At 71.3% G+C, this 25,975-nt stretch carries 21 protein-coding genes and 1 tRNA gene; 13 read left to right on the top strand and 9 right to left on the bottom strand.

Annotated elements, in window-relative coordinates; translation table 11 throughout:
- The first annotated feature begins 108 nt into the window (after positions 1-108).
- Positions 109-2,526: a penicillin-binding protein gene (locus OG598_RS28400; protein ID WP_328651813.1), complete on the top strand. Its 2,418-nt coding sequence runs from the start codon at positions 109-111 to the stop codon at positions 2,524-2,526.
- Between the two features lie 113 nt (positions 2,527-2,639).
- Here the strand turns inward: OG598_RS28400 and OG598_RS28395 are convergent, their stop codons facing one another.
- Positions 2,640-3,095 carry a GatB/YqeY domain-containing protein gene (locus OG598_RS28395; RefSeq protein ID WP_030328082.1) on the bottom strand — a complete coding sequence of 152 codons (456 nt, stop codon included), beginning with the start codon at positions 3,093-3,095 and terminating at the stop codon, positions 2,640-2,642.
- A 25-nt stretch (positions 3,096-3,120) separates the two neighbouring features.
- On the opposite strand from OG598_RS28395, the gene OG598_RS28390 reads away from it, so the two are divergent.
- The 5 genes from OG598_RS28390 to OG598_RS28370 all read left to right on the top strand — a co-directional run bounded on the left by OG598_RS28390 (position 3,121) and on the right by OG598_RS28370 (position 7,353).
- Complete coding sequence (locus OG598_RS28390; RefSeq protein WP_328651812.1) at positions 3,121-4,014, top strand: metallophosphoesterase; 894 nt, start codon at positions 3,121-3,123, stop codon at positions 4,012-4,014.
- An 84-nt stretch (positions 4,015-4,098) separates the two neighbouring features.
- Positions 4,099-4,175 (top strand) — tRNA-Pro (locus OG598_RS28385).
- A 206-nt stretch (positions 4,176-4,381) separates the two neighbouring features.
- Entirely contained in the window at positions 4,382-4,948 is a 567-nt protein-coding gene (locus tag OG598_RS28380; RefSeq protein WP_328651811.1) for a SigE family RNA polymerase sigma factor, read from the top strand.
- Positions 4,945-6,390, top strand: a complete 1,446-nt coding sequence (locus OG598_RS28375) for a hypothetical protein (protein WP_328651810.1) — start codon at positions 4,945-4,947, stop codon at positions 6,388-6,390. Before OG598_RS28380 ends, OG598_RS28375 begins: the two co-directional genes overlap by 4 nt.
- Before the next feature lie 138 nt (positions 6,391-6,528).
- Positions 6,529-7,353 carry a class I SAM-dependent methyltransferase gene (locus OG598_RS28370; RefSeq protein WP_328651809.1) on the top strand — a complete coding sequence of 275 codons (825 nt, stop codon included), beginning with the start codon at positions 6,529-6,531 and terminating at the stop codon, positions 7,351-7,353.
- Between the two features lie 68 nt (positions 7,354-7,421).
- Here the strand turns inward: OG598_RS28370 and OG598_RS28365 are convergent, their stop codons facing one another.
- The gene (locus OG598_RS28365) at positions 7,422-7,895 is read right to left on the bottom strand and encodes a hypothetical protein (RefSeq protein WP_328651808.1); all 474 of its coding nucleotides are present in this window, start codon (positions 7,893-7,895) and stop codon (positions 7,422-7,424) included.
- A 150-nt stretch (positions 7,896-8,045) separates the two neighbouring features.
- On the opposite strand from OG598_RS28365, the gene OG598_RS28360 reads away from it, so the two are divergent.
- On the top strand, positions 8,046-9,329 hold the full coding sequence (locus OG598_RS28360; RefSeq protein ID WP_328651807.1) for an MFS transporter: 1,284 nt from the start codon (positions 8,046-8,048) through the stop codon (positions 9,327-9,329).
- Positions 9,330-10,039: 710 nt separating this feature from the next.
- Here the strand turns inward: OG598_RS28360 and OG598_RS28355 are convergent.
- Positions 10,040-11,746 carry a bifunctional metallophosphatase/5'-nucleotidase gene (locus OG598_RS28355; RefSeq protein WP_328651806.1) on the bottom strand — a complete coding sequence of 569 codons (1,707 nt, stop codon included), beginning with the start codon at positions 11,744-11,746 and terminating at the stop codon, positions 10,040-10,042.
- Between the two features lie 280 nt (positions 11,747-12,026).
- Between OG598_RS28355 and OG598_RS28350 the strand changes: the two genes are divergently transcribed.
- A complete protein-coding gene (locus OG598_RS28350) occupies positions 12,027-12,824 on the top strand; it encodes an alpha/beta fold hydrolase (RefSeq protein WP_328651805.1) in 798 nt (265 codons plus the stop codon).
- A 46-nt stretch (positions 12,825-12,870) separates the two neighbouring features.
- On the opposite strand, the gene OG598_RS28345 is transcribed toward OG598_RS28350, so the two are convergent.
- Together OG598_RS28345 and OG598_RS28340 are read right to left on the bottom strand one after the other, a co-directional pair.
- The gene (locus tag OG598_RS28345) at positions 12,871-13,488 is read right to left on the bottom strand and encodes a histone deacetylase (RefSeq protein WP_328651804.1); all 618 of its coding nucleotides are present in this window, start codon (positions 13,486-13,488) and stop codon (positions 12,871-12,873) included.
- A gap of 42 nt (positions 13,489-13,530) precedes the next feature.
- Positions 13,531-14,310: a phosphodiesterase gene (locus OG598_RS28340; RefSeq protein ID WP_328651803.1), complete on the bottom strand. Its 780-nt coding sequence runs from the start codon at positions 14,308-14,310 to the stop codon at positions 13,531-13,533.
- Between the two features lie 198 nt (positions 14,311-14,508).
- On the opposite strand from OG598_RS28340, the gene OG598_RS28335 reads away from it, so the two are divergent.
- The gene (locus tag OG598_RS28335; RefSeq protein WP_328651802.1) at positions 14,509-15,918 is read left to right on the top strand and encodes a GGDEF domain-containing protein; all 1,410 of its coding nucleotides are present in this window, start codon (positions 14,509-14,511) and stop codon (positions 15,916-15,918) included.
- A gap of 144 nt (positions 15,919-16,062) precedes the next feature.
- Here the strand turns inward: OG598_RS28335 and OG598_RS28330 are convergent, their stop codons facing one another.
- Both OG598_RS28330 and OG598_RS28325 read right to left on the bottom strand, forming a co-directional pair.
- On the bottom strand, positions 16,063-17,124 hold the full coding sequence (locus tag OG598_RS28330) for an aspartate-semialdehyde dehydrogenase (RefSeq protein ID WP_091403390.1): 1,062 nt from the start codon (positions 17,122-17,124) through the stop codon (positions 16,063-16,065).
- A gap of 5 nt (positions 17,125-17,129) precedes the next feature.
- Positions 17,130-18,395 (bottom strand): aspartate kinase, encoded by a 1,266-nt coding sequence (locus tag OG598_RS28325; protein WP_151491046.1) that lies wholly within the window; start codon positions 18,393-18,395, stop codon positions 17,130-17,132.
- Between the two features lie 258 nt (positions 18,396-18,653).
- On the opposite strand from OG598_RS28325, the gene OG598_RS28320 reads away from it, so the two are divergent.
- Together OG598_RS28320 and OG598_RS28315 are read left to right on the top strand one after the other, a co-directional pair.
- Entirely contained in the window at positions 18,654-19,442 is a 789-nt protein-coding gene (locus OG598_RS28320) for a hypothetical protein (protein WP_328651801.1), read from the top strand.
- A gap of 84 nt (positions 19,443-19,526) precedes the next feature.
- Positions 19,527-20,057 (top strand): nitroreductase family protein, encoded by a 531-nt coding sequence (locus OG598_RS28315; protein WP_328651800.1) that lies wholly within the window; start codon positions 19,527-19,529, stop codon positions 20,055-20,057.
- A 13-nt stretch (positions 20,058-20,070) separates the two neighbouring features.
- Here the strand turns inward: OG598_RS28315 and OG598_RS28310 are convergent, their stop codons facing one another.
- Entirely contained in the window at positions 20,071-21,057 is a 987-nt protein-coding gene (locus OG598_RS28310) for an ArsR/SmtB family transcription factor (protein WP_328651799.1), read from the bottom strand.
- A 77-nt stretch (positions 21,058-21,134) separates the two neighbouring features.
- On the opposite strand from OG598_RS28310, the gene OG598_RS28305 reads away from it, so the two are divergent.
- On the top strand, positions 21,135-22,406 hold the full coding sequence (locus tag OG598_RS28305; protein ID WP_328651798.1) for an MFS transporter: 1,272 nt from the start codon (positions 21,135-21,137) through the stop codon (positions 22,404-22,406).
- A 237-nt stretch (positions 22,407-22,643) separates the two neighbouring features.
- Entirely contained in the window at positions 22,644-24,395 is a 1,752-nt protein-coding gene (gene leuA / locus OG598_RS28300; RefSeq protein WP_328651797.1) for a 2-isopropylmalate synthase, read from the top strand.
- 29 nt (positions 24,396-24,424) lie between these two features.
- Here the strand turns inward: leuA and OG598_RS28295 are convergent, their stop codons facing one another.
- The gene (locus tag OG598_RS28295) at positions 24,425-25,918 is read right to left on the bottom strand and encodes an MFS transporter (RefSeq protein ID WP_328651796.1); all 1,494 of its coding nucleotides are present in this window, start codon (positions 25,916-25,918) and stop codon (positions 24,425-24,427) included.
- Positions 25,919-25,975 lie beyond the last annotated feature (57 nt).

Here is a 25,975-nt window from a genome sequence, read left to right as displayed (position 1 = left end):
CCGGGGGTCGTGCGTTTAGCACAACGAGGGCAGCGCGCGCAGGAAATGGGGAAAGAACGCCCCAGCGCCCCTCGTCCCCTACTCGCGTACCATGCCGAGGTGACCTGGATGCGGAAACGTGACCACAATGTGCTGACCAACGCCGCATCGCTAGCCGTGTGTGGCCTGCTGGCCGGTGTGGTGGTCGCTGCGGCGGCCTTCCCCGCGGTAGCGATGTCCGGCTTGGCCGCGAAGGCCGGCGCCGAGACATTCGGTGCCCTGCCCACGGAGCTGACGGTGGCCCGCGCGCCACAGATCAGCTACCTGCTGGCATCGGACGGCAAGACACCGCTCGCGACGATGTACGACGAGAACCGACGGGACGTCAAGCTCGCCGACATCTCGCCGTTCATGCAGAAGGCCATCATCGCGGCCGAGGACCATGAGTTCTACAAGCACAACGGCGTCGACATCAACGGTGTCGCCCGCGCGTTCGTCAACAACCAGAGCGAAGGCTCCGGCCGGCAGGGCGCATCGACGCTGACCATGCAGTACGTCCGGCTGGCCATCGCCTACTCGGCCACCCACCCGGCGGACGTCGTCGCGGCGACCGAGGACACCAGCGCCCGCAAGCTGCGCGAGATGCGCCTGGCCCTCCAGGTCGACAAGGAATTCTCCAAGGACGAGATCCTCACCCGCTACCTCAACCTGGCCTCGTTCGGCAACGGCGCGTACGGCATCTACGCCGCCAGCCAGGTCTACTTCGGTAAGCCGCCGAGCAAGCTGAAGATCGAGGAAGCGGCGTTGCTGGCCGGCATGGTCAAGGCGCCGACGACGAACGACCCGACCACCGAGGCGGGTTACCCGCTCGCCAAGGACCGGCGCGACTACGTCATCCAGAACATGGTCGACATCAAGGCCATCACCCAGCAGGAGGCGGACGTCGCCAAGGCGACCAAGCTGGTCGTGAAGGACAAGCGCACCCCGAACGGCTGCGTCGCCGCCAACGTCAACGAGTGGGGCTTCTTCTGCGACTACTTCTACCGCTGGTGGATGGATCAGGAGACGTTCGGCTCGACCAGGTACGACCGGGAGCGGCGGCTGAAGAGCGGCGGCTACAACGTCGTGACCACGATCGACGTCCAGGCGCAGCGCGCCGCGGACAAGGCGGTCCGTAAGGCCAAGAGCGTGAACAGCAAGGAAGCGGCAATGGTCGCGGTGGTCGAGCCGGGCACCGGCCGGGTACGCGCGCTCGCTGTCAACCGGCAGTTCAAGCTCGACGACCCGAAGAACCCGAAGAACAAGATCTCCAGCGATCCCGCGAAGAGCAAGAAGAAGATTCGGGGCAACTACCCGGCGACTGTCAACCCGCTGCTCACCGGCGGTGACGGCATCACCGGCTACCAGGCCGGGTCGACGTTCAAGATGTTCACCATCGTCGCGGCGCTGGAGAAGGGCATCCCGCTCAGCCACACCATCAACGCGCCGAAGCAGTTCAAGTCGGAATACATCATCCGACCCGGTCCGGCAGCCTGCCCGGGGACCAACTTCTACTGCCCCACCAACTCGACCGAGAGCATGGCCGGCGTCCACAACATGTGGAGCGCGTTCGGCCGCTCGGTGAACACGTACTTCGTGCCGCTGCAACAGCAGGTCGGCGCCGAGAACGTGGTCAAGGCGGCCAAGCGGCTGGGCATCAACTTCCGGTCCGAGGAAGACCTGGACCTGGAGAAGGGCGCGCACCAGTGGGGCGCCTTCACCCTGGGCGTCTCGCAGACCACCCCGCTGGATCTGGCCAACGCCTACGCCACCCTGGCGGCGGACGGCAAGTACTGCGAACCGATCCCGGTGCAGGAGATCCGCGACCCGGAGGGCAACAAGCTGGACATCGCCAACCCGCGCTGCGAGAAGCGGTTCAGCACCGAGGTGGCCCGCGCCGCTGTGGACGCGGCCCGGTGCCCGGTCGGTGACAAGTCGTCGTCCTCCCGCTGCTCGGGGGCGACCGCCGGAAACGTCCGCGGCGACGTCGGTTACCCGGTGGCCGGCAAGTCCGGCACCACCGACTCCGAGAAGACCGCCGCGCTGGTCGCGATGACCAAGCAGTACGCCGTCGCCGGCATCATGGCCGACCCGGACTGGCCGCAGACCAACGTGAAGATGAAGCACGCGGAGAAGGACGGCATCAACCCGCCGGTCTGGGAGACGCTGCGGGACGCCATGAAGGGCAAGCCGAAGGTCGACTTCGAGGCGCCGGGTCAGAAGATCTCCCAGGGTGACCAGCGCAGCATCCCCGACGTGAAGTGCATTCCGGTGGAGCAGGCGAAGACGCGGCTGAAGGGCGCCGGCTTCGAGCCGGTCGTCTCCAGCGCGAAGGTGCCGTCCTCCTGCAAGGCGGGCGACGCGGCCGGCACCAGCCCGGACGGACGCACGATCAAGGGTGGTGTGGTCACCATCGAGGTCAGCAGCGGCGGCGGCACGCCGGGCAACACCGACGGGACTCCGGGCGGCCAGCCCGGGGGCCGACCCGGTGGTCGCCCCGGCGGCTGAGCCGACGAGTAGGACACAACGGGCGGGCACCCTCCTCGGGTGCCCGCCCGTTTCGTCTGTCCGGACCGGCGGGCGGCTACGACACGTCGTGCCGCCCCGCTGACAGTCCCGGGTCAGAGACCCAGCTGTCGGCGTACCTCGGCAGCCACCCGACCACCCTCGGCCTGGCCCGCCACCGCAGCCTGGGCCGCCTTCATCGCCGGGCCCATCTGGGCCTTTCCGGTGAAGCCGCCAGCGGCGAGCGCCCCCGACACCAGCTCGGTCAGCTCGGCGTCCGAGAGCTGCTTGGGCAGGTAGCGGTCCAACACCTCACCCTCGGCGCTCTCCTTCGCGGCCTGCTCGGCGCGCCCGGCGTCGGCGAATGCGGTGGCCGCCTCCCGACGCTTCTTGGCTTCCTTGGTCAGCACCGCGAGCACCTCGTCATCGGTGAGCTCGCGCTTGGCCTTGCCGGCGACCTCGGCGGTGCCGACGGCGGCCAGGGCCATCCGCAGGGTGGAGGTGGTCAGCTCGTCGCGCGCCTTGAGCGCGGAACGCATGTCGGCAGTGAGGCGGTCCTTCAGCGTGCTCATGGACGGTCAAACTACCCTGAACGCCATGCGAAAGCGCACACTATTCCGGCTCGCCGCCGGAACCGCCACGATCGGCGCGGCCACCCTCGCGTACGCGTCGCTCGTCGAGCGCAACATGTTCACCCTGCGGCGGTACGACGTGCCGGTGCTCCCGGCCGACGCGGAGCCGCTGCGCGTGCTGCACCTGTCGGACCTGCACATGATGCCCGACCAGGCGCGCAAGCAGCGCTGGGTGGCATCGCTGGCCGCCCTCGACCCCGACCTGGTGGTGGTCACCGGCGACAACATGGCGCACCCTGGCGCGGTGCCCGGGGTGCTACGGGCCCTGCAACCACTGCTGGACTACCCGGGCGCGTTCGTGTTCGGCTCCAACGACTACACCGGGCCGGTGCTGAAGAACCCCTTCACCTACTTCCTGCCCGACCGGGAGTACACCGAGGGCGTCGACCTGCCGTACGAGGAGTTGCGTCAGGTCTTCACCGGCGCCGGCTGGGCGGACCTCAACAACGCCCGGACCACGCTGAAGGCTGGCGGTCGACAGCTCGACCTGGTCGGCGTCGACGACCCGCACATCGGCCGGGACGACTACCCCTCCGTTGCCGGCGCGGTGTCGTCCTCGGCGGATCTCTCGATCGCGCTGACGCACTCACCCGAGCCACGGGTGCTCGACCAGATGGCGGCGGACGGCTTCGGGCTGCTGCTGGCCGGGCACACCCACGGTGGTCAGGTCTGCGTACCGGGCTTCGGGGCGCTGGTGACCAACTGCGGCCTGCCCCGCTCGATGGCGCGCGGCCTGCACCGGTGGCCGGGCTCGGACTCCTGGCTGCACGTCTCCGCCGGCCTCGGCACCCACCCGACCGCCCCGATCCGCTTCGCCTGCCCCCCGGAGGCCAGCATCCTGACCCTCATCCCGCGCTGACCGCTGCGCCGCCCGCCGGCCGGGGCGGCGGGGGTACCGAGTTTGACCATCGAGGCGGGTGGGCTACTATTTGTCGGCACGCCTCGGGGTGTGGCGCAGCTTGGTAGCGCGCTTCGTTCGGGACGAAGAGGTCGTCGGTTCGAATCCGGCCACCCCGACCAGAGGCAAGAGGGCACATCCGATTCATGGATGTGCCCTCCGGCATATCTACGGTCCGCAGCGGCTCCAGGTGCCCAACGGCGACCGCATCCCGTAGCGCGACCTGGCGACCCTCGATGCCCCTCGGCAGTTTCACCGTCTGCCGCCGGCCTTCAACCTTTCGACCCTCGACGGAGTCGTGAGGGGTAACCAATCGAGGCGGGGGCTTATGGCAGCTGACGACGAGCATTTTCGGGAGTTCGTCGAGACGCGCTACATGGATCTCCTGCGCGTGGCGTACCACCTCACCGGCTCGGCCCAGGATGCCGAGGATCTGGTGCAGGCAGCGCTGGTGAAGGTGATGCGTCGGTGGCGGCGGGTCGACGACCCGATGGCCTATCTGCGGCGCGTCATGATCAACCAGCACATCAGCGTCTGGCGCCGCCACCGGATGCACGAGGTGGTGACGGCGTTCTTCCCCGAGCGGCCCACCCGGGACCTGACCGAGACGGTTACCGAACGGCGCGATCTCTACGAGGCGATGCGGGAGCTGACACCTCGTACCCGTGCCGTGATCGTGCTTCGGTACGTGGTCGATCTGCCGGAGGCGGAGGTCGCTGCCGCTGTGGGCTGCTCTGTCGGAACGGTCAAGAGTCGCGCATCACGAGGCTTGGCTCGCCTGCGCCTGGCGCTGGCACCGGACGCACCCCCGTCGGCACAGTCTCCGACTCCGCCACCAGCGTCAGCTGATCCAGCACCGACCGGGACGACGAAGATGACGGGGGTAACACCATGACGGTCGACGATGAGCTGAGCCGGGCCCTGGCCGAGTTGAGCAGGACACTGACCCCGCAGCCAGACCCGTACGGCCGAGCGAGGGCGCGATACCGACGAAGCCGGCAGCGACGCCTCGGCGGGCTGGTTCTGGCCCTCGTGGTCTCCGTGGGAAGCACGGCCTTCGCCATAGCCAGCCCGGGCCGGACCACGCAGCCACTACCGGCGGACCCGACCGAGTCCATCGCACCCGTCCTGGCGTGGTCGGACCGACTCCTCCAGTCGCCGCCGCGCGGTGCCGTCGCCGGGGACAGCAGCTTCGTGGGTCAGCTCTCCGAACAGTTGTTGGCCGCCCAACGCCGGGGAGAATTCTCCCGCCTGAAGGTGCCGGTGAGCGGGGTCAAGATTCTCTTCGCGGACGACGTGGACGACCACCGGGTCGCGCTCGCCGCCTTCGTCCGCGACCAGCCCGATCCGGTCACCGGCTGGCCGAGCGCCGCGGTGTGGCTGGTCGCCGACAAGGGTGCCAGCGCCCAGGAAGTGGCCAGCACCGCCGCCATCCGGTCGGTCAGCGACGCTCTGCAACCGTACGAGAGCCTGGCCGTGGACGACGCCGAGGCGGCACACGTGGCGATCGCCCCGGCCGGCTGCGTCTTCCTCAGCTCACCGCTGCCCGAAGGCGACACCTTCCGGTGGGCCCCGGAGCCGACCGGGTCCTACCTCGTCCGTACCGCGAAGACCCACCGGCCCGAGTGGTGGCGGGTCGACTGCGGCGGGGTGACTCGCAAGACAACGCCCGGGCCGGGTTCGTTGGCTACCAAGCCGATCACCGACGCTCAGCTCGCGACGGCGATGTCCCGTGTACGCGGCAGTGTCGAGCAGCAAAGTGCCCGGCAGTTGGTGTACCAGTGGAGCCAGTCGGAGGGCTACCGCCTGACCGCCCTTCCGCGCGTGGTGTGGGGCGGGCACCTCGCTGGCCTCCCGACCGGCCTGGCCGACACGCCGGCCGCTGGCGAGCCGTCCCTGGAGGACGGCCAGGTGACCGTCCTGGCTGCTCCCACAGTGGGCGGCGACTGGGTCGGTGAGGTGTCGATCGCCCCCGACCAGCCACGGTCCGATGGCGTGCTCAGCACCGGCACCTCCTTCACCACGACGGCAGATCCGACCGATCCCGCCGGCGTGCTGGCCGTGTCCATCGACGATGACGACGGCGGTAGCGAGGGTCAGCAACTCCTGCTCGTGGTGACGCCGGCAGCCGCCACCACGGTGCGCGTCCTGCGCGACGGGCAGGAGGTGGCGAAAAGCGCCGTCAGCGGCTCCGGGACGACCGTACAGGTGCCCCGCCCGACCGCGGGCCTTGTCGTGGAGGCGCTCGACGCGTCCGGCGGGACGATTGCCAGCGGTCAGGTGGCCAAGCAGGGCGCCCGGCGGACGACCGAGACCGACACCTGGGACCAGGAGTGATGGCGTCCGGCACGGTGACGCCTTTCGGACACCGCACCAACAGCCTTCAGCTGCTGGTATAGGTGTTTCTACCGATCCCCCGAGGGGCTGTCGCCCCTAGCGTCAGTGGCACACCACGCTGTCCGAGGGAGACCACCAATGACCATCGCACCCGATCTCATCGCCGTGAAGGCACGCCAGCAGGTGACGTGGGCCAGCGGTGACTACGGCGCTGTCGCCGCGCTCATCCATCCGATCTCCGAGCTCCTGGTGACCGCCGCCGACCTGTCGGCCGGTGCCCGCGTACTCGACGTGGCGACCGGGTCCGGCAACGCCGCCATCGCCGCCGCCCGCTGCGGCTGCGTCGTGACCGGCGTCGACTACGTACCCGAACTGTTGGAACGCGGCCAGGCCCGCGCCGCTGCGGAACGACTTCCGGTCACGTTCGTGACCGGCGACGCGGAGCGCCTGTCGTACGCCGACGGGTCCTTCGACGCCGTCCTCTCCGTCGTCGGGGTGATGTTCGCGCCGGACCAGGAGCGGGCGGCGGCCGAGCTGGCCCGGGTCTGCCGGCCCGGCGGCACTGTGGCGCTGGCGTCGTGGACGCCGCAGGGCTTCATCGGCGATCTGTTCCGCACTGTGGGGCGGCATGTGCCGCCACCGGCGGGGCTGCGCCCGCCGGTCGAGTGGGGCGACGAGGGCCGGGTCCGCGAACTGCTCGGCGCGGCCGTGGGTGAACTGCGGGCGGTACGCCGGGAGTTCGTCTTCCGCTTCGGCACACCGGAGGAGTTCGCCGACTTCTTCCGGGTCAACTACGGGCCGACGTTGAAGGCGTTCGAGGCACTGCCCGAGGAGCGACGCCCGGACCTGCACGCCGATCTGGTGGAGCTGGCCCGCACCCACAACCGCGCCACCGACGCCACGGTCCGCATCCCGGCGGAGTACCTGGAGGTCGTGGCGCAGCGGAGCCCCGGCCCGGCCTGACGTCCGTCCGCGCCACCCCGTTCGAGGTGGCGCGGGCCGGTCAGTCCTGCCGCTCGGTGTGCGCGACCTCAGTCCTGCCGCTCGGTGCGCTCGATCTCCGCGAACGCGGCGGCCAGGTAGTCGTCCAACGGCACGCTGGTCGCCGCCAACAGGTCTGCCACGAGCAGCGGAGCGTGTCGGGCCAGCGCCGACGCGTCCGGCGGTGACTCGTCGCTCTCGGGGTCGTACACACCCAACGCGCCGGCCAGCAGGACGAGCACCACGTGCGGGTCGACATCCGTTCGCCACCGCGTCGACTCCTGCACGCAGCGGGTCAACACCTGGCGGATGTCGTCGCCGGTCAAGCCGTCCGGATGGCTCTCCTCCAGCAGCAACCGGACCACCGCGCCGAGCACCAGGCCGGAACGGTCGTCCGCGGCGAGACCGCCGACCGCCTCGTCGTACGCCTGACCGTCGCGTGCCTGGGCGGCGGCGACGGCCGTCGTTGCGGTCAACGCGATGGCGCGGGCGGTAGCGGGCAGATGTCGCCAGGTGCCGGTCATCGCGCCAGCATCGCAGACCCGGCGGACACCGACCGGCCGCGATCACGGCGAGTGGATCAACGTGGGATTGGTCACCCGCTGGTCCCGGTGACCGCGAGGCGTGGCCAAAACGGTTCGCGCGGCGTCAGACCCACCGAACAGAATGCCGGCATGCTGCGTCGTGCCCTGCCCCGCCGTTCGGAAGCTCGCCGGATCCTCCTCGGCACTCTGCTGTCGGCGATCGGGCGGGGTCTGACCCTGCCGTTCCTGTTCATCTACCTGACCGACGTACGCGGGCTCACCGACACCCGCGCCGGGCTCGTCATCGGCTGGTACGGCGTGGTCACCCTGGCTCTGTCGCCGCTGGGCGGGACGTTGATCGACCGGATCGGCGCCCGCCGGGTGGTGGTGCCCTGTCTGCTGATCGAGGCGATCGGCACCGGCTCGTTGGCGCTGGTCCACTCGACGGGCTCGGCCCTGCTGGTGATGACGGTGATCGCCGTCGGCAGCTCGGCGATCTGGTCCGGGCAGAACACCATCCTCGCGTCGCTGACCGACGACGATGAGCGGCAACGCGTCTTCGGGTTGAACTTCGCCCTGCTCAACCTCGGCATCGGCATCGGCGGCATGACCTCCGGCGCGATCGTCGACACCGCCCGGCCCGGCACCTTCCAGGCGATCTATCTGCTGGACGCGGTGACCTACCTGATGCCGGCGCTGATCCTGCTCACCCTGCCCGGGGTGGGCCACCGGCTCGGCAAACGTCGAGGGGTCGACGAGCCGTCGTCCGGTGGCTACCTGACGGTGCTCCGCGACCGCCCGTTCCGGCGGCTGGTGATCTTCGGGCTGATCCTCACCACCTGCGGCTACGCGCAGGTGGAGGTGGGCTTCGCCGCGTACGCGGTGCGGGTGGCCGAGGTGAACCCCCGGGTCGTGGCCTGGGCACTCGCTGCCAACACCGTGATGATCGTGCTCGCGCAGCTGCTGGTTATCCGCCGCATCGAGGGGCGCAGCCGCACCCGGGCGTTGGCAGTGGTGGGGGCGGTGTTCGCCGCCGCCTGGCTGGTCCTCGGCGCGGCCGGCCTGGTCAAAGCTGAGAACGCCGTGCTGGCCGCCCTGTGCGTGGTGCTCTGCTCGGCGATCTTCGGTTTCGGCGAGACGATGCTGTCCCCGGTGATGCCCGCACTGACAAACGCGCTTGCCACCGACGAGCTACGCGGCCGGTACAACGCGATGAGTTCGATGATCTTCGGAATCAGCGGTGTGATCGGCCCGGTCACCGCCGGCCCACTGATCGGCGCCGCCAACGGCATGGTCTGGGTGGCGACGGTGGTCGGCGGCTGCCTGGTCGCCTCGCTGGTCGCGCTCTCCCTGCGCCGGCTGCTCACCACGGAGCAGGACGGCCTCGCGACGACCACCCCGGCATCCCCCACCCCCGCTCCCGCCCCCGCCTGACCTCGAACATCCCCTCCGCACCCCGCACCCCGCACCCCGCACCCCGCACCCCGCACCCCGCACCCCGCACCAAGATCCGAGCAACTTCCCGGAAGTTGGTGCCTTGGGCACGCGGGAGACAGCAACATCCGGGAAGTTGCTCGGATCTTCCTCACCAACGTCGCCATTGATCTTGGAGCGGGCCAAGATCCCGCTCAATCCTGGATGTAGTGGCCTCCCCGCGCACCGATGCCACTACATCCATGTTCGAGCGCGATCTTGCCCAGAGAGGCGCGGGCGGGCGGCGCCAGCGTGGCGGGATGAACGCGGGCGGGGTGAGCGCGGGCGGCACGGGCAGGCAGGCCCAGGCGGCCAGGCACGGGCACGGGCGCGGCCAGGCACGGGCACGGGCGCGGGCAGGCACGGGCAGGCACGGGCACGCGCGGGCAGGCACGGGCACGCGCGGGCAGACGCGAGCACGCGCGGGCAGGCACGGGCACGCGCGGGCAGACGCGAGCACGCGCGGGCAGACGCGAGCACGCGCGGGCAGGCACGGGCACGCGCGGGCAGGCACGGGCACGCGCGGGCAGACGCGAGCACGGGGCGGGCAGACGCGAGCACGGGGCGGGCAGGCGCGAGCACCGGGGCGGGCAGACGCGGACAGGTGGGGTCTGGGACGGGTCGGGCCCCGGAGCTGGTGCTCCGGGGCCCGATGTCGCTGGGGTCGGCCGTCAGGCGGCGGGGACCTCGGCGGTGGTGCGGATCCGGTCCACCGTCGGTGCGGAGACCGGCGACTGGGCGGTCAGGTAGTCGACGAAGGCGTCCAGGTCGATCTGGCCGGTGACCAGGTTCGTGCCGCCGGTGAGGGCGCTGAAGCCGTCGCCGCCGCCGGCGAGGAAGTTGTTCACCGTCACCCGGTAGGTGGCGGCGGTGTCGACGGTGGTGCCGCCGAGGGTGAGGCTGCCCCGGACCACGCGGGTGCCGGCGCACGGGTCGGCGACCGTACCGGTGGTGCCGTTCGGGTCGACCACGTAGCCCACCGTGGCCGACGGGTACAGGGTCCGGCCGGTGACGAACTGCTGCTCCAGGACGCAGTAGAGCTGCGCGCCGGTGAGGTCCAGTGTCACCAGGTTGTTGGCGAACGGCTGCACCGTGAACGCCTCCTCGTAGGTGACCGGGCCGGCGTCGAGGTCGGCCCGGACCCCGCCCGGGTTCATGAAGGCGGCGACGGCGTTCTGTTCGTCGTCGGTGGCGGCGAGTTGCGCGTCGGCGATCAGGTTGCCCAGTGGCGATTCGCCCAGGCTCGTACCGAAGAGGGTTTCCTGGCTCCGGGTGATCGCCTCGTTGGTCACGCCGACCTGGCGTCCGGCGACCGGGCCGAGGACGGTCTTGTACCGGTTGATCAGCGCGGTCTGCCTCGGGTCCTTGGCGACGTCGCGGGTGACCACGACGTTGTTCGCGGCGGCGGAGACCACGTCCCCGCTCCGACGATCGATCTTCAGGTCGATGTCGGTGACCAGGCGACCGAACGAGCTGGCGCTGGTGACCAGCTTGCCGTTGATGTCGCAGTTGTACGCCTGGTGGGTGTGACCGCTGACCACCACGTCGATCGACGGGTCCATCCGGTTGGTGATGTCCACGATGGGGCCGGTCATGCCGACGCAGTCGTTGATCCCGGCGGTCGCGGCCTGGGTGCCACCCTCGTGCAGCAGGACGACGATCGCCTGTACGCCCTTGCGGCGCAGCTCGCGGGCGTACCGGTTGGCGGTGTCCGCCTCGTCGGCGAAGCTGAGGCCGGCGACGCCCTGCTGGCTGACGATCTGCGGGGTGCCTTCGAGGGTCATGCCGATGAAGCCGACCTTGACGCCCTGCACCTTGTGGATCGCGTACGGCGCCATCAGCGGCTTGCCGGTAGCGGTCTTGAAGGCGTTCGCGGACAGGTACTGGAAGCCGGCCCCCCGGTACGGGGTGCCGTCGATGCAGCCGTCCACCGGGTGGCAGCCGCCGTTCTGGATTCGCAGCAGCTCGGCGGCGCCTTCGTCGAACTCGTGGTTGCCCACGCTGGCGTAGTCCAGCCCGGCCATGCTGAGCGCCTCGATGGTCGGCTCGTCGTGGAACGCGGCCGAGAGCAGCGGGGACGCACCGATCAGGTCACCGGCGGCGACGGTGATGGTGTTCTTCTTCTTGGCTGCGGCGCGCAGCTCGGCAAGGTGGGTGGACAGGAACTCGACGCCACCCGCGGTCTGCCCGGCGATGGTGCCGCTGGACCCGCTCGGCGGTTCGAGGTTGCCGTGGAAGTCGTTGAGGGCGAGCAGGGTGACGTCGACCGGCTTCGGCCCGGCGTCGGCCTGCTCAGGGTTGGTGGCGACCGCGCCGAAAGCGGCCACCGCGAGCGCGGTCAGGCCGACAGCGGCCCGACGCATCCCGGGTATGAACATGGATCTCCTCGTGAGAATCGGCGCGTACGGTGCCGGCCTCTGGGTCGACCGTGGCCGCCGACGAACGCCGTCGAAAGGGTCGCGGATGACGGTGGTCGAGCATGGCGCCTCCGCCCCGACAGCCTCTCATCCGCACGCCCACCGGTCGACCCGGGCAGCGCATCGGAGCAGCGCGTACGCCGAGGCCGCTATCGATCATCGTTTAGCGCGGTCTGCCGGACAACGTCGGACCCAGGGTCTAGAAAGGACGGGACAGCCTACGAGGAATGGGGACGGCATCGTGAGCGGAACGACACCCGTGGCGGAGCAGGTGCGGTCGGTCGACGGCACACCCATCGCGTTCGAGCGGTCCGGTGCCGGGCCGGCGGTCGTCCTCGTCGGCGGCGCGTTCAGCGATCGCAACGCGACCCGCGACCTGGGTGCGGCACTGGCGCCGGATTTCACCGCCTTCAGCTATGACCGTCGCGGTCGGGGCCACAGCGGCGACACCGCACCGTACGAGGTCGGCCGTGAGATCGACGACCTGGCCGCGCTGATCGCGGCGGCGGGTGGTTCCGCCGCCGTCTACGGCATCTCCTCCGGGGCCGTCCTGGCCGCCCTCGCCACCGCACAGGGTCTGCCGGTGACCAGGTTGGTCATGTTCGAGCCACCGTTTCAGGTCGGCCCGCACGTGGGCGTCCGTAAGGACATCACCCCGCAGCTCATCGAGCTGATCGCCGCCGACGACCGGGACGGCGCGGTGGAGACCTTCCTCAGCGCCTCGGTGGGGCTGCCGGCCGAGCAGATCACCGGGATGCGATCGCAACCGATGTGGGGTGGGCTGACGGCGGTCGCGCACACACTGGTGTACGACGCGATAGTCACCGCCGGAGGGCGACTTCCCGCCGAGCGGCTGGCGGCCATCACCGCGCCGACCCTCGCGGTGGACAGCACCGGCAGTCCACAGTGGTTGCGGGACGCGAGTCGGGCGGCGGCCGAGGCCGTGCCGGGTGGCCGGTCCGTGAGCCTCGACGGCGGTTACCACGACGTACCGCCGACGACGCTGGCCCCCGCGCTGCGCGAGTTCCTGCTCGGTTGACAGCACCAGCGGCCGCCGAGGCGCGAGCCGGCGGGAAGTCGGCGGATCAGCGGTCGGCCAGCGCCTTGTCGACCAGGGCAGCGACGGCGTCCGCCGCCCAGGCGCCCGCCACGCCGGGCCGGTCCGCCAGGTAGGTGGCGATCCGCTCGGCGGGCCAGCCGTGCGACTCGCGCAGCCCTCGGGCGATCATGGCGAGGTAGATCGGCGCGGGAGGTCGGCACGGCACGGCTGACGCCCCCTCGGGGGCGGTGAAGGTGAGCATCGGAACACCGTCGCGGCTGCCTGGGCAGATCAGCGTCTCGTACCGCCCCGGGCCGAGCGTGGCCCGTCCGTTGGCGACGGCGGCGTCGATGGCCGCGCCGGTCGCCGGGATCAGCTCGGTCGTGTCGCCCGGCGGGCGGTACATCTCCTGGGCTGCGATGTCGGTGAACTGCTCCAGGGTGACCAGGTAGGCGCGGGCCGCGGCCTCGCCCGGAAGGTGCGGGTCGTAGAAGGCCATGCCGCCGGTCCAGGCACCGGACTCGCCGGCGAAGTAGATGCCGCCGGGCAGCGACACGGGCGTCGAGCGGCTGGGTGGGCGCCGGTCGCGGCAGCCCGGGTACGTCCGCTTTCCGCCGGGTGGGCAGCCGCCACCGATGTACCAGCCCAGCCGGGCGGCGTGCATGTTCGAACCGTACGAGACGTACCAGGCCAGCACGACGACCCCTCAGAAGCCGCAGGTCTGCCCGGCGGAGTGGCTCACCTGCACGGTGTGGGTCACGCAGCCGCCGGTCTCGACCGAGTGCAGCAGGAAGGCGGTGGGCTCGTTGACCCAACCGATCTGCTCGTCGGCGCTCATGGTGAGCGTGCTCTGCTTCCACGTGCTGGGCGCCACGGTGAGGACCGTGCCCGCGTACGCCGTGGTGACCGGGCGGTGGAGGTGGCCGGCGCCGACCCGTACCACGTGCCGGTGCCGGCCGATCACCTCGGCGAGCGCGTCACCGTCGGCGAGCCGGATGGAATCCGCCGCGGGGATGCCGACCGCGACCGGCGGGTGGTGCAGGAAGATCACGGCGGGCACCTCGGGCCGCCCGGCCAGCACCCCGTCGAGCCAGCCGAGCTGTTCCTCGCCGAGCTGGCCGCCGTCGCTGCCGGGGACGAGCGAGTCGAGCACCACGACGGACGCCGCCGCGTGGTCGACGTGGTAGTAGGCCGAGAAGCCGCCGCCGAGCCATGGTGTGCCGCCGAACGCGTCGAGCAGGGACTCCCGGTCGTCATGGTTGCCGGTGGTCAGGTGCACCGGCAGCGGGAAGCGGCCGATCACCTCGCGCAGCGCCGCGTACTCGTCGGGCTGGCCGTGGTCGGCCAGGTCGCCGCTGATCACCACGCAGTCCGGTCGGGGTCGCAACGCCAGCACCCGGCCGAGCGCTCGATGCAACCCGGCGGCCGGTTCGGCGGCGAGCAGGCCGGTGGTCAGGTGCGGATCACTGAGCTGGGCGATGAGCATGGGCTCGCCTCCTCGGCGCCGGGAGGCTCCACGCTATCGGCAGTCGCGGCATCCCGGGGCCTGCGTCCACAGGCTGCGTCCACAGGCTGTGGATAGCACGTGTGTACGAAGCCCGGCCGGTCCCCGCCACCGTGAGTACGCTTGATCGAGCGGTTCGGCGTCGGCCGAGCCTCCTCCCCTACCTGGAACGACGTGCGAGTGGATCATCAGCGAGTCATCCGTGACGTCACCGTCCGCCTGCCGATGGCGTCGAGCACGCCGGAGGCGTGTCGGTGGACGGTCACCGCGCTGTCCCGCCACACCCCGGCGACCATCTCCGTGCTGCTCGCGGTCCACGACCGCCTGCGCTGCGTCGCGGCGACCGGAGCCTGGCAGGTCTTCGCCACAGTGCCGGCGCAGACCGGCATCGTGGGCCGGGTGTACGCGACCGGCGCTCCCGCCGTCGTCCCGGACGTCGCCGTCGACCCGGACTACCTGCCGGTCCGCCCGGACGTGACAGCCGAGCTGTGCGTACCGGTGCTGGACCCGACGGGCCGGGCGATCGGCGTACTCGACCTGCAGTGGAGTGAACCGACCGACCTGGAGCCGTGGCGGGAGACCGCGCAGCGGCTGGCCGACGGGCTCGGTGCGCGGATCGCCGCCCTCGGTGGCCCACCGGCGGAGAGCCGCAGCGAGAAGCTGCTCCGGCATGCGGCCGCGCTCTCCTCCGCGCCGACCGAGGGAGAGGTGATGGGGGCGGCCGCCCGCGCCGCCCGGGAGGTCTCCACCCTCTCCACAGCACTACTGCTGATCGGCGGCCAGCTCGGCCCGTCCCCGGCGACGCCGAGCGACCTGGAGACCCGGATCCGCGCCGAGCTGGCCGCGGCGGGTCCGGCCGCCCTGGACCGGATGGTCGAACGGGCGCACCGGTACGGCGCCGGGTACACGCTGGGCGAGGCCGGGCATCCCCCGACCGAGGACTACCGCCCGCTGACCCGGGCGGGGGTACGCACGCTGGTCGCCGTGCCGGTCGGGCCGACGGACGCCGGTGGGGTGCTGCTGGTCGCCGACGAGCGCGCGCTGCGCCCGGACCCGACCACTGTCAGCCTGATGGAGTTGCTCGCCGGGCAGGCCTGGACGAGCATGGACCGGCTCCGCACACTGGCCCGGCTGCGGGAGCAGGCCAGCTCCGATCCGCTGACCGGGTTGCGGCACACCGGCCCGTTCGGGCAACGGATCGCTGCGGCCACCCCCGGACGTACGGCCCTGCTGGCGATCGACGTGGACGGCTTCAAGATCGTGAACGACACGTACGGCCACCAGGCCGGCGACCGCGTGCTGGTCGGGTTGGCCCGGGCGCTGGAGGGGGCGCTGCGGCACGGCGACGAGTTGTACCGGATCGGCGGCGACGAGTTCGTCGCGGTGATCGAGGTGAGTCGCCCGGAGGAGGCGGTCCGCATCGCCGAACGGCTCACCGAGGCGGCCCGACGCATCGGCCGCACGATCAGCGTGGGCGTCGCACTACCCCGCCCCGGCGAAACCCCCGACCGCACCCTGAAGAGAGCCGACCAGGCCCTCTACGCGGTAAAACGCCAAGGTCGAGACGGCGTCCTACTCTCCGCCGCGTAACCACGCCCCCACGTCCCGACGTCCCCCGCCCCGCCGATCTTGCACTTTCGGTTGTCGTTTTGTCGCCCCTGGCCCCTTATGTCGGCACAGAAAGTGCAAGATCGCGGGCGCGGGAGCGCGGGGCCCAGCGGGGGGCGGGGCGGGTTAGGGGGTGCGGAGTTCCTTGGCCAGGAGTTCGGCGATCTGGGCGGTGTTGAGGGCCGCGCCCTTGCGGAGGTTGTCGCCGGTGACGAAGAAGTCGAGGGCGCGGGGGTCGTCCAGGGCGCGGCGGATCCGACCGACCCAGGACGGGTCGGTGCCGACGGCGTCGATCGGCATCGGGAACTCCCCGGCTGCGGGGTCGTCGACCAGGATCACCCCGGGGGCGTTGCGCAACGCCTCGCGGGCACCCTCGGCGTCGACCTCGGTGGCGAAGACCGCGTGCACGGCGACCGAGTGGGCGGTGACCACCGGCACGCGGACGCAGGTGGCGGAGACCTTGAGGTCGGGGAGGCCGAGGATCTTGCGCGACTCGTTGCGGATCTTCATCTCTTCCGATGACCAGCCGCTGTCCGCCGGGGAGCCGGCCCAGGGGACCACGTTGAGCGCCATGGGTGCCGGGAACGGGCCCAGGTCGTCGCCGACCGCCTGACGTACGTCGCCGGTGCGCGAGCCGAGCGCCCGATCGCCGGCGACCTTGGTGAGCTGGTCGTGCAGGATGTCGACGCCGGACTGACCGGCTCCGGAGACCGCCTGGTAGGAGGCGAGCACCAGCTCCCGTAGGCCGTACTCGCGGTGCAGCGGCGCGACGGCGACGATCATCGCGAGGGTGGTGCAGTTGGCGTTGGCGATGATGCCCCGGGGTCGGTTGCGGACCTGCTCGGGGTTGATCTCCGGGACGACCAGCGGGACGTCGCGGTCCATCCGGAACGCGCCGGAGTTGTCGACGGCGATCGCGCCCCGGGCGACGGCGATCGGCGCCCACTCGGCGGAGACCTCGTCGGGCACGTCGAACATGGCCACCTGGACCCCGTCGAACGCCTCGGGGGTCAGCGCCTGGACGACGAGTTCCTCGCCCCGGCAGCGCACCCGGCGCCCGACGGAGCGCTCGGAGGCGAGCAGCCGGATCTCACCCCAGACGTTGCGTCGCCCGGTGAGCAGCTCACACATCACGGTGCCGACGGCACCTGTCGCTCCGACCACGGCGAGGGTGGGCAGCGCCGTCATCGGCGCTACCTACCCGTCCCCGCGTAGACCACGGCTTCGGTGTCGCCGCCCAGCTCGAACGCGTCGTGGATGGCGCGGACGGCGGCGTCGAGGTCGGTGTCCCGGCAGACCACGGAGACCCGGATCTCGGAGGTGGAGATCATCTCGATGTTGACCCCGGCCGCGCCGAGCGCGGCGAAGAAGCCGGCCGCCACCCCGGGGTGCGAGCGCATGCCCGCGCCGATCAGCGAGACCTTGCCGACGTGGTCGTCGTAGAGCAGGCCCTTGAACTTGACCGGCTCCTGGATCTTGCTGAGCGCCGCCATCGCGGTGGGGCCGTCGGCCTTGGGCAGGGTGAACGAGATGTCCGTCCGGCCGGTGCCCTCGGTGGAGACGTTCTGCACGATCATGTCGATGTTGATCTCGGCGCCGGCGACGGTGTCGAAGATCCGCGCGGCGGCACCCGGCTCGTCGGGCACCCCGACGATCGTGATCTTGGCCTCGCTGCGGTCGTGCGCGACCCCGGTGATCAGTGCCTGCTCCACGGAAAGGTCCTCCATCGATCCGGTGACCATCGTGCCGGTGTTGGTCGAGTATGACGAACGGACGTGGATCGGCAACCCCGCCCGCCGGGCGTACTCCACGCTACGCAGGTGCAGCACCTTCGCGCCGCACGCGGCCAGCTCCAACATCTCCTCGTAGGTGATGTGCCGGATGTGTCGGGCGTTGGGCACGATCCGCGGGTCGGCGGTGAAGATGCCGTCCACGTCGGTGTAGATCTCGCAGACGTCGGCGTGCAGGGCGGCGGCGAGCGCCACGGCTGTGGTGTCCGAACCACCGCGGCCCAGCGTGGTGACGTCCTTGGTGTCCTGCGAGACGCCCTGGAAGCCGGCCACGATGACCACCGAGCCCTCGTCGAGCGCGCCCTTGAGCCGCCCGGGGGTGACGTCGATGATCCGGGCGCGGCCGTGCACCGAGGTGGTGATCACGCCGGCCTGCGAACCGGTGAACGAGCGGGCTTCGTACCCCAGGTTGTGGATGGCCATGGCCAGCAGGGCCATGGAGATCCGCTCCCCGGCGGTGAGCAGCATGTCCAGCTCGCGGCCCGGCGGCAGCGGGCTGACCTGGTTGGCCAGGTCGAGCAGCTCGTCGGTGGTGTCGCCCATCGCGGAGACCACCACCACCACGTCGTCGCCGGCCTTGCGGGCGGCGACGATGCGCTCGGCCACCCGCTTGATCCGCTCGGCGTTGGCGACGGAGGACCCGCCGTACTTCTGCACCACGAGTGCCACGACGGTGCACTCCCTCCCAGCGACCCTGAGCGTGCCGACGCCGCCGGAACCGGGGCCGGCGGCGCGTGTCAGACCCCATGAGGGTATCCGGCGGATAACGAAGCCGGGTCAGGTGATCCCACCATCCGGCCCGGCCGGGACCGGCGGCACCGGTCCCACCAGGTCGGACGGGTACGCCGGGACACCCCGCCCGACACGCCGGAACCAGCCCGGACGCGCCGGTACCCACCAACCGCCCGCACCCACCAGAATGGGCCGGTGCCCGTCCTCTTCCGCTCGGCCGGCCGTGTGCTCGGGCCGCTCGTCCTCGCCCTGCCGGCCCTCCTTGTCGCCTGCACCAGTGAGCAGCCTCCGACTCCGCCGCCCGTCGATCCGGGGCCGGTCGAGGTGGAGGCCGCACGGGATGAGCTGGCCGCGCTGGCCGCGGCGGCTCAGGACCGTCACCTGGTGGCCCAGTACGTCTACAGCCAGTCGGGTAAACCGGATCGCACCATCGTGTTCACCAGCGCGAACGACGGGAGCTGGCGGGTGGACGTGCCGGGGGGCGCCTTGGGTGGCACCGCCGACGTCTCGATGGCCAGCACTGCCGACGGGCTGTTCCAGTGCGCCCTGCCGTCGGCCGGTCATACCGAGTCGGCGAGTTGCGTACGCCTGGGTGATCGCGACGACGCGATCCCACGCCGGTCGGACCCCCGGGTCCAGCACCTGCTCACCGACTGGCTGTACGTGCTCACCGACCGACGCGCGCCGTTGGCGGTCGCCCCGGCCAACGCGCCCGAGGGCCTCACCGGCACCTGCTACTCGGTGGATTCCACCTCGGCGTCGCTCAACGCCCCGCTGGATGTGGGCATCTACTGCTACGACCAGGACGGCACGCCGACCGGCGTCCGGACCGGGGCCGGGACGCTGCGGCTGGCCGCTGCGCCCGGCCCGGCACCGGCCACCGTGCAGCTGGCCGGCCCGGTGGTGGTCGACCGGGAGCCACTCGACACCGCGGCGCCGCCGACCCCGGACCCGTCGGAGAGCCCGGGCGCGGGAACGCCCTGATCTTCGTCCCGTTACGGGTGGTCTTGCCCACATTCAGCCACCCCATCCTGAGGGGCGAATCACCCATACAGGACGATCCGCTATATGGCCGACCTCACCCCGCTGCTCGCCTACCGCTGGAGTCCACGAGCCTTCGACCCGAGCGCCGAGCTGACCCCGGAGGAGTCCGCCTCGCTGCTCGAGGCCGCGCGCTGGGCCCCGTCGGCGGAGAACGGGCAACCCTGGCGGTTCGCCCTCGGCCACCGCGACGACGAGACCTGGAAACGGATCCTGATCAGCCTCCCGGTCGACGACCAGATCTGGATCCGGCACGCCGCGACCCTGGTGGTCGGCGCCCACACCGGCCTCGACGCCGAGCGGGCCGCGTACGACCTGGGGCAGGCGATCGCCCACCTGACCGTGCAGGCCACAGCGCTCGGCCTGCACGTGCACCAGCTCACCCGGTTCGACCGGGCCGGCCTCTCCACCGAACTCGACCTGCCCGGCGGCGTCCGCCCGTTGGTGGTCGCCGCCGTCGGCCGGCTCGGGGACCCGTTCGCCCTCCCGGCCGACCTGCACGCCCGGGAGACCGGCCTGCGGCACCGCCGCCCGGTCGCCGAGCTGCTGTTGCGTTGATCGAGCGCCGAGCTCAGCCGCCCCGGCTGGCCCGGAGGAGGACCGCCGCGGCATCGGTGTTGTGGTAGCGGACGTGCCGACCCTCGCGGGACCGGGACACCAGGCCGGCGCCGTGCAACGCGGCCAGGTGCTGGGAGACGTTCCCGGCGGACATCCCGGTCAGTCGGGCCAGGTCGGTGGTGGTCAGCGCCGTCTCGAGCAGGTGCAGCAGCGCGGTCCGGCCCGGCCCGATCACCCGTGCCAGTGGGTCGCCGGGCGGCGGCGCGGTCGCCTCCCAGAGCGTCCCCACGGCCCGAACCGGGTACGCGCCGGCCGGCAGCGAATCCTCCAGCAGGTTCCACAGCACGTGCTGCTCGGTGAACACCGTCGGGTTCAGCGCCAGCCCACGACCGCGGAGGTCGAAGTCCCGCTCGAACGTGTCGTCGCTGATCACCCGGTCGCCGTGCCAGCGCAGGCTCGGGTGGAGCTGCTCGAAGAACCGACCGGCGCCGCTCTCGGCGAGTTGGGCGGCCCGGTACGCCACGTCGGCGTCGAGCAGCGCCCGCATCCGCTGCCAGTCCGGGGCGATCGCCTCGTCGTGCCACACCCGCACCGCGTCGACGACCTGCGGCAACAGCCCGCCGGGGTCGGCGAGCAGCGCCCGCCCGAACGGGCTCAGCGGCTTTTGCCAGGTGGTCGCCAGCAGGTCCTGGACCACCACGGCCGGCGGCGTCGCCGCGATCTGGTCGAGCTGCTCGGCCATCTCCACGTTCGGTCGGGCCGCCGGGGTGAGGAAGTCGGGCAGCCAGCGACCCGGCACGACCAACCCCACCAGAGGTAGGACCCGCTCGGCCACCTCGGGACGACGCAACGTCACCCGGGCCCGGTCGATCCAGGGCAGGTGCACCGCGTAGCGGACCGGGTTGGCCAGCGCCCACATGCTCATGACCGTCTCGTTGACCGGTGACACGGCGAGCCGCACTCCCGCCACGTCGGCCAGGCTGAACCGCAACTCGGACACACGCCCCCCAGGAACAGGATTCGGTCCAGCCTAAAAGACTCGACCGAGGTCATGGGGACCCGATTCACTCCCCGATCATGGGGACCAGAGAAACCATCCGTACCGCCGTTCGAGACGTCGTACCGCCGGCCGGGCTGACCCGCGCCCTGGCCGTGCAGGCCATGGTCTACGCCGTCGGCAGCGGCCTGTTCCACGCCGGCAGCGCCGTCTTCTTCACCCGGGCGCTCGGGCTCAGCGCCGCCCAGGTCGGGTTGGGGCTGTCCATCGCGGCGGGGGTGTCGCTGTTGGGCACTGTGCCGCTGGGTGGGCTCACCGACCGGTACGGACCGCAGCGGGTCTGGGTGGTGGGGCTGGTGCTGAACGCGGCGCTGTTCGCGACCTACCCGTTCGTGGGCGGCTTCGCGGGGTTCCTCGCCGTGGTGGTGGCGCTGGCCGCCGTGGACGCCGCTGTCGGCGTGGCCCGGCAGGTCTACTCGATCAACGCGCTCCCGCCGGCCGAACGGGTCACGGCGATGGCGTACCAGCGCTCGTCGCTGAACGTCGGCTTCGGGCTCGGCGCGGTGATCAGCGGCCTGGTGCTGGCGGTGGACACGATCACGGCGTACCGGGGAATGGTCTGGTTCATCTCGACGGTCTTCCTCGTGACGGCCCTCTTCGTGCGGCGACTGCCCCGGCTGCCGCAGGTGGCCCGACCGGCGGAGCCGATGAGTCGGCTCGCCGTGCTCCGGGACCGGCCGTTCATGGCGGTGTCGGTGGTGTCCGGGCTGCTCACCGCGCACGGGGTGCTCTACCTGACGGTCATGCCGCTGTGGATCCTCACCCACACCGACGCCCCGAAGACGGTGATCGCCGGGCTGGTGCTGCTCAACACGATCCTGATCGTGCTGCTCCAGGTGCGCGTCAGCCGGGGCGCGGACACCGCGGCGGGCGCGGCCCGGGCCTCCCGTCGAGGTGGGCTGCTGATCGCCCTGTTCTGCCTGGTCCTGCCGATTTCCGGCGTCACTCGGGGCGCGCTCACAGTGGTGGTGCTGGTGGCCGCCGCGTTGCTGCTGATCCTGGCCGAGCTGATCGAGTCGGCGGGCGCCTGGGGGCTCACCGCCACCCTGCCGCCGGCCGACCAGCGCGGTGCGTACGTGGGGGCGCTCGGACTCGGCGTGCAGGTGCAGTACCTGATCGCCCCGGCTGGACTGACCGCCCTCGGGGTGACCACCGGCGGGTGGGGTTGGTTACCGACGGCAGCGATCTTCGTGCTGGTAGCGGTGGCGATCGTGCCCGCGGTGGCCTGGGCGCAACGGACGCCGCGGCTGGGTGCCGAGGCCGCAGCGCCGGCCATGACCCCGGTCCCATAGTCCGGACCTGTCTTTCCACCCCCCGTTCCATCACGTAGGGTGACCTGGTCATGTGGCAGGCGCTGCTCCTCCTTAGCCGCCGCGACGAGGCCTGACCGGCCGGCACCTCGTCGCGGAGTCGCATCGCGCCGTCCAGCACATCCGAGTTTCTTCTCGGCACCGCCGCGCACCGTCGCCCGGCATCTCGCCGACACCTTCCGATCTGCTGACGCCACATGTTCCAGGGAGCACTCCGAGATGGCTCAACCTGTCACCGACGCCGAGACCGATCCGATCGCCCGGCAACGCCCGAGCCGGATGCCGTACCACCGCTACCAGCCGTACCGGGAGCAGTTCCGGGTCGAACTGCCGGACCGCACCTGGCCCACCCGCACCGTCGAGGCCGCCCCCCGCTGGTGCGCTGTGGATCTCCGCGACGGCAACCAGGCCCTGATCGACCCGATGTCGCCCGAGCGCAAGCGCCGGATGTTCCAGCTGCTGGTCCAGATGGGCTACAAGGAGATCGAGGTCGGCTTCCCGTCGGCCAGCCAGACCGACTTCGACTTCGTCCGGCAGCTCATCGAAGACGACATGATCCCGGACGACGTCACCATCCAGGTGCTCACGCAGTGCCGGGAGCACCTGATCGACCGGACGTTCGAGTCGCTGCGCGGCGCGAAGCGGGCCATCGTGCACTTCTACAACTCGACCTCCACCCTCCAGCGGCGGGTGGTCTTCGGCCTGGACACCGACGGCATCGCCGACATCGCCACCACCGGGGCGCGGCTCTGCCAGAAGTACGCCGAGATCCACACCCCGGACACGGAGATCTTCTACGAGTACTCGCCGGAGTCGTACACGGGCACCGAGCTGGAGTACGCGCTGGAGGTCTGCTCCCGGGTGATCGACGTGATCGACCCGACCCCGGACCGTCCGCTGATCATCAACCTGCCGGCCACCGTCGAGATGGCCACCCCCAACGTGTACGCCGACTCGATCGAGTGGATGCACAGGCACCTGCCGCGCCGGGACAGCGTGGTGCTGAGCCTGCACCCGCACAACGACCGGGGCACCGGCGTGGCCGCTGCCGAGCTGGGCCTGCTCGCCGGCGCGGACCGCATCGAGGGCTGCCTGTTCGGCAACGGTGAGCGCACCGGCAACGTCGACCTGGTGACCCTGGGGCTCAACATCTTCTCCCAGGGCATCGACCCGATGATCGACTTCTCGAACATCGACGAGATCCGGCGAGCCGTCGAGTACTGCAACCAACTGCCGGTGCACGAACGCCACCCGTATGCGGGTGACCTGGTCTACACCGCCTTCTCCGGCTCCCACCAGGACGCCATCAAGAAGGGCTTCGACGCCCTCGCCGCCGACGCGAAGGCGGCCGGCGTACCGATGGACGAGCACACCTGGGCGGTGCCGTACCTGCCGATCGACCCGAAGGACCTGGGCCGCACCTACGAAGCGGTCATCCGGGTCAACTCGCAGTCCGGCAAGGGCGGCGTCGCGTACATCATGAAGAGCGAGCACCAACTGGACCTGCCGCGCCGGCTCCAGATCGAGTTCTCCGGTGTGGTGCAGCAGGTCACCGATCACGACGGCGGCGAGGTCGACCCGGCCGCCATGTGGGAGATCTTCGCGACGCACTACCTGCTCGACCACCAGCCCGACCCGACGGTCCGGCTGGCCGGCTACACGATCGGCACTGTGGACGGCAAGGTCGAGATCGAGGCCCAGGTCGGTGTGGGCGGCGAGCAGCGGTCCCTCGCCGCGGTCGGCAACGGCCCGATCGACGCGTACGTCAACGCGCTCCAGTCGGTCGGGGTGGGCGTACGGGTGCTCGACTACCACGAGCACGCGCTCTCCTCCGGTGGTGACGCGCAGGCCGCCGCGTACGTGGAGTGTGAGGTGGACGGCAGGACGGTCTGGGGTGTCGGCACCGACGCCAACATCGTCACCGCGTCGATCAAGGCGGTCACCAGCGCCGTCAACCGCGCCCGCCGCTGACCTGAGCGCGACACCCCCGGAGTGGCTTCCTACTTCGGGGGTGTCGCGGCGGGCAGTGAATGGCAGGGCTGGGACGGCGGGGCTTTCCGGGGCGGTCGGTGGACCAGCACCAGGGCCAGCAGGGCGCCGGCCACGAGCAGCCCGGCACACCACTCCATCGCGCCCCGGAACGCGTCGGTCAGCTCGGCCTTCTGCTCGTACCCGCCGCCGGAGAGCCCGACCAGCAGCGGCAGCGCCGCCACCGCGAGCAGGCCGCCGGCGCGGGACGCGGCGTTGTTGAACCCGCTGGCCACCCCGGAGAACCGGTCCTGCACGGCGGCCAGCACCGACGCGGTCAGCGGTGCCACCACCAGGGTCAACCCGATGCCGAAGAGCAGCACCCCGGGCAGCACGTCCCGCCAGTACGACGCGCCCGGTCCGACGCCGCGCAGCAGCAGCAGGCCGACCGCGGCGATCACCGGTCCGATGGCCAGCGGCAGCCGTGGGCCGATCCGGGCGGACAGCGCGCCGGCGCGCGCGGAGCCGACCAACAGCAGCAGTGTCATCGGCAGCAACGCGATGCCGGTGCGGAAGGCCGACCAGCCGACCACGTTCTGGAGGTAGACGGCGAAGAAGAAGGTGAAGCCGCCGAGCGCCGCGTAGACGACGACCGTGAAGATGTTCAGCACCGAGAAGAGTCGGCTGCCGAACAGCCCGGTGGGCAGCATCGCGGCGTCGCCACGCCGCCGTTCCAGCAGGACGAAGGCCACCGCGGAGAGCACCCCGACCACTGCTGCGATCAGCACCTCGGCGGAGTCGAACCCACGGGCCGGCGCGTCGATCAGGGCGTAGGTGACGCCGGCGAGCGCGAGCGCTCCGAGCAGGGCTCCGGCGACGTCGAACCGCCGTCGGGTCCGACCCCGTCCCTCGGTGCGGGAGGCGCTCTCGTCCCGGCTTTCCGGCACCCAGCGCAGGGCGGCCAGCAGCACCAGCACGGCGATCGGCAGGTTGAGGAAGAAGATCCAGCGCCAGGAGAGCGCGTCGATCAGCCAGCCCCCGATGAACGGGCCCAGCGCGGTGGACACCCCGGACAGCCCGGCCCAGGCACCGATCGCCCGGCCCCGGTCGTCGGGATGGAAGCTCGCCTGGAGCACCGACAGCGACCCGGGCGTGAGGAGCGCGCCACCGGCGCCCTGGAGGAACCGTGCCGCGATCAGCATGCCGGTGTCCTGGGCCAGCCCGCAGAGCACGGAGGCGGCGGTGAACCAGACCACGCCGATGAGGAAGATGCGTCGCCGGCCGAAGCGGTCGCCGAGCGCGCCGCCGAGCAGCACGAACGCCGCCAGCATCAGCAGATAGCCGTTGATGGTCCACTGGAGATCGGCCACGTTCGCGCCGAGGTCCTGCCCGAGTTTCGGCAGCGCCACGTTGACGACGGTGCTGTCGAGGAAGACCATGCCAGAGGCGAGTACGGCGGCGAGCAGCGTGCCCCGGCCGGCGGTGGTGCCCATCCGGAGGGCGGTCGCCGGTACGGGTGCGGTCATCCCACCAATCTGCCTTGCATCATGTGGGAGACGCCACGAAACGCCGAAACCGTCCCC

This window comes from Micromonospora sp. NBC_00330 (genome assembly GCF_036136635.1).
In the GTDB taxonomy this organism is placed as follows: domain Bacteria; phylum Actinomycetota; class Actinomycetes; order Mycobacteriales; family Micromonosporaceae; genus Micromonospora; species Micromonospora salmantinae.
The sequence above is the reverse complement of the archived record's forward strand: the minus strand, read 5'-3'. Positions and strand labels throughout refer to the sequence as shown.

Bases quoted from the DNA above. Each gene is read 5' to 3' on its own strand.
- OG598_RS28345 (WP_328651804.1), bottom strand. From the start codon at position 13,488: ATGCACGCCGCCCGGCTGGGCTGGTACATCGGTGGCGGCTGCCCACCC.
- OG598_RS28305 (WP_328651798.1), top strand. From the start codon at position 21,135: ATGGGGACCAGAGAAACCATCCGTACCGCCGTTCGAGACGTCGTACCG.
- OG598_RS28375 (WP_328651810.1), top strand. From the start codon at position 4,945: ATGACGGTCGACGATGAGCTGAGCCGGGCCCTGGCCGAGTTGAGCAGG.
- OG598_RS28315 (WP_328651800.1), top strand. From the start codon at position 19,527: ATGGCCGACCTCACCCCGCTGCTCGCCTACCGCTGGAGTCCACGAGCC.
- OG598_RS28340 (WP_328651803.1), bottom strand. From the start codon at position 14,310: ATGCTCATCGCCCAGCTCAGTGATCCGCACCTGACCACCGGCCTGCTC.
- OG598_RS28330 (WP_091403390.1), bottom strand. From the start codon at position 17,124: ATGACGGCGCTGCCCACCCTCGCCGTGGTCGGAGCGACAGGTGCCGTC.
- OG598_RS28400 (WP_328651813.1), top strand. From the start codon at position 109: ATGCGGAAACGTGACCACAATGTGCTGACCAACGCCGCATCGCTAGCC.
- OG598_RS28370 (WP_328651809.1), top strand. From the start codon at position 6,529: ATGACCATCGCACCCGATCTCATCGCCGTGAAGGCACGCCAGCAGGTG.
- OG598_RS28390 (WP_328651812.1), top strand. From the start codon at position 3,121: ATGCGAAAGCGCACACTATTCCGGCTCGCCGCCGGAACCGCCACGATC.
- leuA (WP_328651797.1), top strand. From the start codon at position 22,644: ATGGCTCAACCTGTCACCGACGCCGAGACCGATCCGATCGCCCGGCAA.
- OG598_RS28295 (WP_328651796.1), bottom strand. From the start codon at position 25,918: ATGACCGCACCCGTACCGGCGACCGCCCTCCGGATGGGCACCACCGCC.
- OG598_RS28380 (WP_328651811.1), top strand. From the start codon at position 4,382: ATGGCAGCTGACGACGAGCATTTTCGGGAGTTCGTCGAGACGCGCTAC.
- OG598_RS28355 (WP_328651806.1), bottom strand. From the start codon at position 11,746: ATGTTCATACCCGGGATGCGTCGGGCCGCTGTCGGCCTGACCGCGCTC.
- OG598_RS28360 (WP_328651807.1), top strand. From the start codon at position 8,046: ATGCTGCGTCGTGCCCTGCCCCGCCGTTCGGAAGCTCGCCGGATCCTC.
- OG598_RS28395 (WP_030328082.1), bottom strand. From the start codon at position 3,095: ATGAGCACGCTGAAGGACCGCCTCACTGCCGACATGCGTTCCGCGCTC.
- OG598_RS28365 (WP_328651808.1), bottom strand. From the start codon at position 7,895: ATGACCGGCACCTGGCGACATCTGCCCGCTACCGCCCGCGCCATCGCG.